The sequence below is a fragment of the Nocardioides sp. genome (assembly GCF_016462705.1).
Taxonomy (GTDB): domain Bacteria; phylum Actinomycetota; class Actinomycetes; order Propionibacteriales; family Nocardioidaceae; genus Nocardioides.
In genome coordinates this window covers 1-8,637 of sequence record NZ_JAEMSS010000049.1, presented here as the reverse complement: position 1 = coordinate 8,637, position 8,637 = coordinate 1, and the positions used below count along the sequence as shown (strand labels likewise).

General features: G+C 71.6%; 8 protein-coding genes. 7 read left to right on the top strand and 1 reads right to left on the bottom strand.

From position 1 onward, the window contains the following. Positions 1–12 precede the first annotated feature (12 nt). The gene (locus tag JHD21_RS08445) at positions 13–1,149 is read left to right on the top strand and encodes an XdhC/CoxI family protein (protein ID WP_292673448.1); all 1,137 of its coding nucleotides are present in this window, start codon (positions 13–15) and stop codon (positions 1,147–1,149) included. A 71-nt stretch (positions 1,150–1,220) separates the two neighbouring features. Then, positions 1,221–1,955, top strand: a complete 735-nt coding sequence (locus JHD21_RS08440) for a hypothetical protein (protein ID WP_292673446.1) — start codon at positions 1,221–1,223, stop codon at positions 1,953–1,955. A 34-nt stretch (positions 1,956–1,989) separates the two neighbouring features. On the opposite strand, the gene ppk2 is transcribed toward JHD21_RS08440, so the two are convergent. Next, the gene (gene ppk2 / locus JHD21_RS08435) at positions 1,990–2,853 is read right to left on the bottom strand and encodes a polyphosphate kinase 2 (protein ID WP_292673443.1); all 864 of its coding nucleotides are present in this window, start codon (positions 2,851–2,853) and stop codon (positions 1,990–1,992) included. A 112-nt stretch (positions 2,854–2,965) separates the two neighbouring features. Here ppk2 and JHD21_RS08430 point away from each other — a divergent pair, with 112 nt between their 5' ends. The 5 genes from JHD21_RS08430 to JHD21_RS08410 form a co-directional block, all read left to right on the top strand. Beyond that, the gene (locus tag JHD21_RS08430; protein WP_292673441.1) at positions 2,966–4,195 is read left to right on the top strand and encodes a transcriptional regulator; all 1,230 of its coding nucleotides are present in this window, start codon (positions 2,966–2,968) and stop codon (positions 4,193–4,195) included. Between the two features lie 86 nt (positions 4,196–4,281). Beyond that, positions 4,282–4,773, top strand: coding sequence for a (2Fe-2S)-binding protein (locus JHD21_RS08425; protein ID WP_292673438.1), 492 nt, complete (start codon positions 4,282–4,284; stop codon positions 4,771–4,773). Then, positions 4,770–7,262 carry a xanthine dehydrogenase family protein molybdopterin-binding subunit gene (locus tag JHD21_RS08420; protein ID WP_292673435.1) on the top strand — a complete coding sequence of 831 codons (2,493 nt, stop codon included), beginning with the start codon at positions 4,770–4,772 and terminating at the stop codon, positions 7,260–7,262. Before JHD21_RS08425 ends, JHD21_RS08420 begins: the two co-directional genes overlap by 4 nt. Continuing rightward, positions 7,259–8,113 (top strand): xanthine dehydrogenase family protein subunit M, encoded by an 855-nt coding sequence (locus JHD21_RS08415; protein ID WP_292673433.1) that lies wholly within the window; start codon positions 7,259–7,261, stop codon positions 8,111–8,113. Before JHD21_RS08420 ends, JHD21_RS08415 begins: the two co-directional genes overlap by 4 nt. Positions 8,114–8,120: 7 nt before the next feature. After that, the coding region (locus JHD21_RS08410; protein WP_292673430.1) for an SRPBCC family protein at positions 8,121–8,637 on the top strand (517 nt) is incomplete at its 3' end.

The following is an 8,637-nucleotide window of genomic DNA, read 5'->3' as shown; positions in this document are numbered from 1 at the left end:
GAGTGATCGACGTTGCGTGACGTGCTCTCGGAGCTCATGGAGTGGTGGGAGGCCGGCGAGACCGTCGGGGTCGGCACCGTGGTCGCGACGTTCCAGTCCGCGCCCCGGCCCGCGGGTGCCTCGATGCTGGTCGGCCCGGACGGCGCCGCGGTCGGGTCGGTGTCCGGCGGCTGCGTGGAGGGCGCCGTCTACGACCTCGCCGAGACGGTCGTCTCCTCCGGCGAGCCGGTGCTGCAGCGCTACGGCGTCTCCGACGACGACGCGTTCGCGGTCGGACTGACCTGCGGCGGCATCCTCGACGTCTTCGTGGAGAAGGTCAGCCGGGAGACGTTCCCCGAGCTCGGCGACATCGCCGCCGACATCGAGGCCGGCCGCCCGGTCGCGCTGGCCACCGTGATCGAGCACCCCGACCCGGCCTGGTTGGGCAGGCGGCTGGTGCTGCGGCCGGACCAGCCGGCGACCGGCTCGCTCGGGTCACCCCGGGCCGACGACGCCGTCCGCGACGACGCGATCGGGCTGCTCGCCGCCGGCCACAACGCGACGCTGACCTACGGTCCCGACGGCGAGCGCCGGGGCGAGGGCATGCGGGTCTTCGTGTGGGCCTTCGCGCCGAAGCCGCGGCTGCTGGTCTTCGGGGCGATCGACTTCGCGGCCGCGGTGGCCCGGGTCGGGGCATTCCTCGGCTACCACGTCACCGTCTGCGACGCCCGGCCCGTGTTCGCCACGACGAGCCGGTTCCCGGACGCCGACGAGGTCGTCGTCGACTGGCCGCACCGCTACCTGAAGGCCGAGCACGAGGCCGGCCGGATCGACCCGCGGACCGTGCTGACGGTGCTCACCCACGACCCCAAGTTCGACGTCCCGCTGCTCGAGGTCGCCCTGCGGCTGCCCGAGCTGGCGTACGTCGGCGCGATGGGCTCACGGCGTACCCACGACGACCGGCTGGCCAGGCTCCGGGAGGCCGGCCTGACCGACGACGAGATCGCGCGGCTCTCCAGCCCCATCGGCCTCGACCTCGGCGCCCGCACGCCGGAGGAGACCGCGATCAGCATCGCCGCCGAGATCATCGCCGGCCGCTGGGGCGGCAGCGGCGAACGGCTCGCGCACACCGAGGGCCGGATCCACGGCGAGACCACGCCGCTGGCGTGAGGGACCTTCGGCTCGGCAGCTGACCACCTCCGACCGTGGTGCGGCGGTCGTCCAGGCGCGAGCGTGGTCCCATGAACCGTCAGCTGCCCGCCCAGTCGATCCTCGTCGCCCTTCTCGCGGTCAGCCTCGCCTCCGGCGGGGCCGGCTACGCGGTGGCGAAGCTGCCCGCCAACAGCGTCGTCAGCTCCACGATCAAGAACGGTGCCGTCAAGACGGTGGACCTGCGCGACGGTGCCGTCACCTCGGCGAAGGTCGCGGACGGCAGCCTCACCGGGGCAGACCTCGGGGACGGAGCCCTGTCCGGCGCCCAGATCCAGGACGGGGGAGTGACCTCCGCGGACGTCCAGGACGACGCGCTGACCGGGGCCGACATCGACGAGAGCACCCTCGCCGTTCCAGGCAAGGCGGGAGTCCTCATCCTGACCGGTCGGGACTTCGTGCCACGCACCTCGACCATCGCCTACTCGACGTGGACCGGTGGTGACCGCTTCCTGGAGACCACGACGGACTGGGTCCAGGGCCAGGTGGACGTGCCGGCCGGCACCACGGTGACCGGAGCTCAGGTGTTCGTCATCGACGGCGGGACCGACTTCATCGACGCCATGCTCACCCGCCACCGCGCCGACGGGACCGTCGGCGTCCCCCTCACCGAGGCCCAGAGCGTGGGCAGCAGCGTCGATGTCCAGACGCTGACGCTCGCCGGCACCGTCGCGGTCACCGGCACCGACAGGTTGGTCGTCGACGTCCTGCTCCCGCCCTCGCCGACCTACCGGCTGCTCGGCGTCAGGATCACCTACACGACCTGACGGGTGCTCTGCTCGTCCCTCGGCGAGCCCCTCGTCAGAACAGCTGCGGCACGAACGTCTGCTCGTGCATCGGGGGCCGTACGTAGGGCAGCTGCTTCATCTCGGGCAGGGTGACGACGTCGGGGGCGACGTCCACGTAGTCGAACTGCGAGAGCAGGTGGCTGATGCAGTTGAGCCGCGCGGCCTTCTTGTCGTCGCTCGGCACGACGTACCAGGGTGCCTGCTTGATGTCGGTGTACTGGAAGGTCGTGTCCTTGGCCATCGAGTAGCGGACGTAGAGCTCGTGCTCGGCGAGGTCCATGTCCGAGAGCTTCCACCGCTTGAGGGGCTCGGCGTTGCGCGCCTCGAAGCGCTTGCGCTGCTCCTCGAAGGACACCGAGAACCAGTACTTGATCACCGTGATCCCTGAGCGCACCAGCATCCGCTCGAACTCCGGGCAGCTGCGCAGGAACTCCTGGTGCTCGTCCTCGGTGCAGTAGTCCATGACCCACTCGACGTTCGAGCGGTTGTACCAGGACCGGTCGAACAGGACCATCTCGCCGGCGGCCGGCAGGTGCTCGACGTACCGCTGGAAGTACCACTGCGTCCGCTGCCGCTCGGTCGGCTTCGGCAGCGCGACGATCCGGACCGTGCGGGGCGAGGTGCGCTCGGTGATCCGCTTGATCGCGCCGCCCTTGCCGGCCGACCCGCGGCCCTCGAAGATGACGAGGACCTTGAGCCCCTGGCTCTGGATCCAGTACTGCAGCAGCACGAGCTGTTCCTGCAGTCGCTCCATCTCGTGCTCGTACACGGTCGTCCTCAGCCTGCCGGCCCTCGTGTACCGCTCGTCGGTCGACGCCGCGGCCGGGGCGACGTCGTCCGCGCCGTCGGGAAGCGTGGTCTTGGCGGGCTTGGTCACGGATGCTCCTCCTGGCGCCGGTGGTTCCCATCCTTTCACCGTCTGGCTACCGTGACCGCAGTCACATCACTCGGCCGGGCGGCCGGGCAGCAGCGACTAGCGGATGGTGGGCATGACGGTCGAGAGGGCGCTCGAGCAGCGGCGGTACGCCGCCGTGCGGGCGTGGACCTCGTTCGTCGAGCACGCCGACGAGGCGGCTGACCTGGTGCGCCCGGAGATCCTGAACAGCTGGACCCGCTCGGAGTCCGCCGTCTCCCCGGACGTGCTCCAGGCGCCGCTGGCCGACGAGTCCGAGACCGCCTCCATCTGGCGAGGCTCGCCGCTGCAGACCGCCGTCGAGCGGGTCGAGGAGGACCTGCGGCGTACCGCCGAGGACGGCGACCTGGTCGTGGCGGTCACCGACGCCGACACCCGCATCCTCTGGACCTACGGCGGCCGGGTGATGCGCCGCAAGGCCGAGACCGTCAACTTCGTGGCCGGCGGGCGCTGGGACGACCAGTCGGTCGGCACCAACGCCCTCGACCTGGCCAACCGGTTGCAGCAGCCGGCGATGGTGTTCAGCGCCGAGCACTACGCCTCGATCGTGCACAACTGGGTGTGCTGGGCGGCGCCGGTGTTCGACCCGGCGACCGGCGCGAAGCTGGGGGTCATCGACCTCTCCACGACCTGGGACCGCACCCACCCGATCGGGCTCGCCACGGCCCGGGTGATGGCTCGGCTGATCGAGTCGGCGATGCCGTCGTCCCAGCACCACCCGAGCGCGCTCGAGGAGACCACCCAGCCGGGGCTGGTCATGACGCTGCTCGGCACCGCCGAGACCTGGCTCGACGGGCAGCGGCTGCTGCTCAACCGCCGTCAGACCGAGGTGCTCGCCCTGCTCGCCCTGCACCCCGAGGGCCTCTCGCTCGAGCAGCTCCACGCGGCGGTCTACGGCGACCAGGCGGTCACCTTCTCCACCCTCAAGGCCGAGGTGTCGCACCTGCGGCACGCGGTCGGCGGCCAGCTCGGCTCCCGCCCCTACCGGCTGCTCATGCCCGTCGCCACCGACGTCGAGCACGTGCTCGCCCTGCTCCGCCGCGGCGAGGTCGGCGCTGCGGTCGAGGCCTACGGCGGCGACCTGCTGCCCGGCACGAACTCCCCGGCCCTCACCGAGATGGCCGAGTACGTCGCGGTGGCGGTGCGCGAGGCGCTGCTGGTCGACCCCCAGCCGGACGCCGTCGTCCGCTACAGCGAGCTGGCGCCGTACGACGCCGAGGTCCTCGAGGTCTGCCTGGCCCGCACCGACCCGCGGCACCCGGCGGTGCCGCTGCTCAAGGGGCGGCTGGCCGTCGCGCTGCGCTGACCGGGGTCGGCGGCTACCCAACCTTCGGCCAACCGGCTCTCCCTAACGTGACCGGCACCACACCGCGTGCGCCCAAGGGAGAGCCAATGACCCGGATCCACCTGACCGTCGACGGCGCCAGCGTCGCCGACGACGTCGAACCGCGGATGCTGCTGGTGCAGTACCTGCGCGAGAAGCTCGGCAAGACCGGCACCGTCATCGGGTGCGACACCAGCAACTGCGGCGCCTGCACCGTGCACCTCGACGGCCGCAGCGTGAAGTCCTGCAACGTGCTGGCCGTCCAGGCCGACGGGGCCGAGGTGACCACGATCGAGGGCCTCTCTAAGAACGGGTCGCTGCACCAGGTCCAGGAGTCGTTCCGGGAGTGCCACGGCCTCCAGTGCGGGTTCTGCACGCCGGGGATGATCATGCAGAGCGTCGACCTGCTCAACGAGAACCCGAACCCCTCCGAGGAGGAGATCCGGCTCGGGCTCGAGGGCAACCTCTGCCGCTGCACCGGTTACCACAACATCGTCAAGGCCGTGCAGCACGCTGCTGCCCAGGGATCCAGCACCGTTGGTCAGGGGGCGCAGGCATGACCGCCGTCCAGGACGCACCGGCAGCCCCTCAGAAGGAGATCGGCCGGGACCGGCGCCGCAAGGAGGACCAGCGGCTGATCACCGGCCGCACCCGGTGGACCGACAACATCACTCTCCCGGGGATGCTGCACCTGGCCATGGTGCGCAGCCCGCACGCGCACGCCCGGATCGTGTCGATCGACACCGCGGAGGCGAAGACCTCGACCAACGTCGTCGACGTGCTGACCGGCGCGGACCTCGGCGAGGGCCAGGGCGTCAACATCAACGCCTGGCCGATCACGCCGGACCAGGTCACCCCGACCCACGTGCCGATGCCGAGCGACCGGGTCGCCTGCGCCGGCGAGATCGTGGCCTGCGTGGTGGCCCGCTCCGCTGCCGAGGCACGCGACGCCGCGGAGCTCGTGGACGTCGAGTGGGAGGTGCTGCCCGCGGTCCTCGACCTCAAGAAGGCGGCCGCCGACGAGGTGCTGGCCCACCCCGACCTCGGCACCAACAAGTCGGCGTACTGGAAGTTCGACAGCGAGGAGGCCGGCACCGGCGGCAACGTCGACGAGGCGATCGCCAAGGCGCGCACCGACGGCATCGTGATCGAGCGGGAGTACCGCCAGCAGCGGCTGATCCCGGCGTTCATGGAGCCGCGCTCGGTCGTCGTCGACCCGACCGGCGAGCAGATCACCATGTGGTCGGCGACCCAGATCCCGCACATCCTGCGCTTCGCGCTCGCGGCCACGACCGGGGTGCCGGAGTCGAAGATCCGGGTCATCGCGCCGGACGTCGGTGGCGGGTTCGGCGGCAAGCTGCAGACCACGCCGGAGGAGTTCATCGCCTGGGCGGTCGCCCGGCGGCTGGGCAAGCCGATCAAGTACACCGAGACCCGGAGCGAGAGCCTGGTCAGCGGCCACCACGGCCGGGACCAGTGGCAGCGGCTGACCCTGGCGGCGGAGAAGGACGGCACGGTCACCGGCCTCAAGGTCGACCTGCTCGCCGACCTCGGCGCCTACGTCGCGATCGTCGGCGGCGGCGTGCCGGTCCTCGGCGCGTTCATGTTCAACTCGATCTACAAGTTCCCGGCCTACCAGTTCGGCGTCCAGACGGTGCTCACCAACTCGACCTGGACCGACGCCTACCGCGGCGCCGGCCGGCCCGAGGCGACGTACGCCATCGAACGCCTGATGGACGAGCTGGCCGTCGAGGTCGGCGTCGACCCGATCGCCATCCGGGAGAAGAACTGGATCAACGCCGACGAGTTCCCGTTCACCACGGTGGCGGGGATGGAGTACGACTCCGGCGACTACGCGGCGGCGACGGCCCGGGCCAAGGAGATGCTCGGGTACGACGAGCTGCGGGCCGAGCAGAAGCGGCGCCGTGAGTCGAACGACCCGGTGCAGCTCGGCATCGGCGTCTCGACGTTCACCGAGATGTGCGGCCTCGCGCCCTCGCGGGTGCTCGGCTCCCTCGACTACGGCGCCGGGGGCTGGGAGCACGCGAGCGTGCGGATGCTGGCGACCGGCAAGGTCGAGATCGTCACCGGCGCCTCGGCGCACGGGCAGGGCCACGAGACGGCGTTCAGCCAGATCGTCGCGGACCGGCTCGGCGTCGCGTTCGAGGACGTCGAGGTGCTGCACGGCGACACCCAGATCTCGCACAAGGGCCTCGACACCTACGGCTCGCGGTCGCTGGTCGTGGGCGGCGAGGCGCTGGTCAAGGCCACCGACAAGGTGATCGAGCGGGCCAAGCCGATCGCGGCGCACATGCTGGAGGCGTCGGCCGACGACATCGAGTTCTCGGGCGGCCGGTTCTCGGTGCGCGGCACGGACCAGGGCGTCGCGATCGCGGAGGTCGCGATGGCGGCGTTCGCCGCGCACGACCTGCCGGACGGCGTGGAGCCGTCGATCGACTCGGAGGCGACCTACGACCCGGTCAACTTCAACTTCCCGCACGGCACGCACCTGTGCGCGGTGGAGGTGGACACCGAGACCGGCGGCGTGAAGATGCGCAAGTACGCCTGCTGCGACGACATCGGCAACATCATCAACCCGCTCATCGTGTCCGGCCAGGTGCACGGCGGCCTGGTCCAGGGCATCGCGCAGGCGCTGTGGGAGGAGGCGTTGTTCGACGAGAGCGGGACGCTCGTCACCGGCTCCTTCGTCGACTACCTGCTGCCGACCTCGGCGGACACGATCAGCTTCGACATCGACCACACCACGTCGCCGTCGCTGACCAACACCCTCGGCACCAAGGGCGTCGGCGAGGCGGGCACCATCGCCTCGACGCCGGCCGTGGTCAACGCGGTCGTGGACGCGATCCGGCACTTCGGGGTCAACGACGTGCGGATGCCGTGCACCCCCGAGCGGGTGTGGAAGGCGATCCACGCGAACGACGGCGGCGACCCGACCGAGCGCGCGGCGATGCCGCACTTCGGCGACGAGGACGTGGCGGGCAACCAGGAGACACCGGGAGCATCGAGCACGGAAGGAGCCGGAGCATGATCCCCACCGCGTTCGACTACCTCGCCCCGACCACGGTCGAGGAGGCGCTGAGCGCGCTCGCCCAGCACGGCGACGACGCGAAGATCATGGCCGGCGGGCAGAGCCTGCTGCCGGTGCTCCGGATGCGGCTCAACGCCCCGGAGATGGTCATCGACCTCGGCCGGATCGACTCGCTCCGCGGCGTGCGCGACGACGGCGACGCCATCGTCATCGGCGCGATGACACCGCACTTCGAGGTCGCCAAGGACCCGCTCGTCACCGAGCACGCGGCGCTGATCCCGAAGGCGATCGAGCACCTCGCCGACGCCCAGGTGCGGCACCGCGGCACGTTCGGCGGCGCGCTGGCGCACGCCGACCCGGCGGGTGACCTCGGCGCGCCGGCGCTGGCGCTGGGTGCGCAGTTCGTGATCGCGGGGTCGGGTGGCACGCGCACGGTCGGCGCCGACGAGTTCTTCGTCGACCTGTTCGAGACCGCGATCGGCGAGGACGAGATCCTCACCGAGGTGCGGGTCCCGAAGCACACCGGCTGGGGCGCGCACTACGAGAAGTTCGTGCGGGTCGTCCACCAGTGGCCGATCGTCGCCGTGGCGGCGGCCGTCCGGATGGACGGCGGCAGCATCGCCGAGGCGCGGGTCGGGCTCACCAACATGGGCTCGACGCCGATCCGGGCGCGCGCGGTGGAGGCGGCGCTGGTCGGTGCGGCACCGACGGACGACGGCGTACGGGCGGCGGCGGAGCAGGCCGCCGAGGGCACCAACCCGCCCTCGGACCTCAATGGCGACGCCGACTACCGGCGCCACCTCGCTCGGGTCCTCACCCGGCGCGCCGTCGTCGCGGCGGCGGGAGGCTAAGGCTCTCGTGGAGCTCAACCACAGCTTCTCGGTCCCGACCGGGGTGGAGGAGACCTGGGCGCACTTCGAGGACATCGCGTCGGTGGCGGAGTGCTTCCCGGGCGCCGCGGTGACCTCGGTCGAGGGCTCCACCTTCCACGGCACCGTCAAGGTCAAGCTCGGTCCGATCGCGCTCGTCTACAACGGCTCCGGCACGTTCACGGAGAAGGACGAGGAGGCGCACCGGTTCGCGGTCGAGGCCTCGGGCAAGGACAAGCGGGGCAACGGCACGGCGGGGGCGCACGTGACCCTCGCCATGACCCCCGGTGCCGCGGGCGGGACGGACGTGGCCGTGCACACCGACCTGGCGATCACCGGCAAGCCGGCGCAGTTCGGCCGGGGCGTCATGCAGGACGTCTCGGACAAGCTGCTCGGCCAGTTCGTGGCGTGCCTGGAGCACCGGCTCGGTACGGAAGGCGCGGGGGAGCCCGGGCCAGCGGCGGCGGTAGACCCCCTTCCCCCCACGCCCGCCGCCGCACCCTGGC

What these genes read in the sequence shown, in the direction of transcription:
- JHD21_RS08420 (WP_292673435.1), top strand. Translation starts at nt 4,770, where the DNA reads ATGACCGCCGTCCAGGACGCACCGGCAGCCCCTCAGAAGGAGATCGGC.
- JHD21_RS08415 (WP_292673433.1), top strand. Translation starts at nt 7,259, where the DNA reads ATGATCCCCACCGCGTTCGACTACCTCGCCCCGACCACGGTCGAGGAG.
- JHD21_RS08430 (WP_292673441.1), top strand. Translation starts at nt 2,966, where the DNA reads ATGACGGTCGAGAGGGCGCTCGAGCAGCGGCGGTACGCCGCCGTGCGG.
- JHD21_RS08440 (WP_292673446.1), top strand. Translation starts at nt 1,221, where the DNA reads ATGAACCGTCAGCTGCCCGCCCAGTCGATCCTCGTCGCCCTTCTCGCG.
- JHD21_RS08425 (WP_292673438.1), top strand. Translation starts at nt 4,282, where the DNA reads ATGACCCGGATCCACCTGACCGTCGACGGCGCCAGCGTCGCCGACGAC.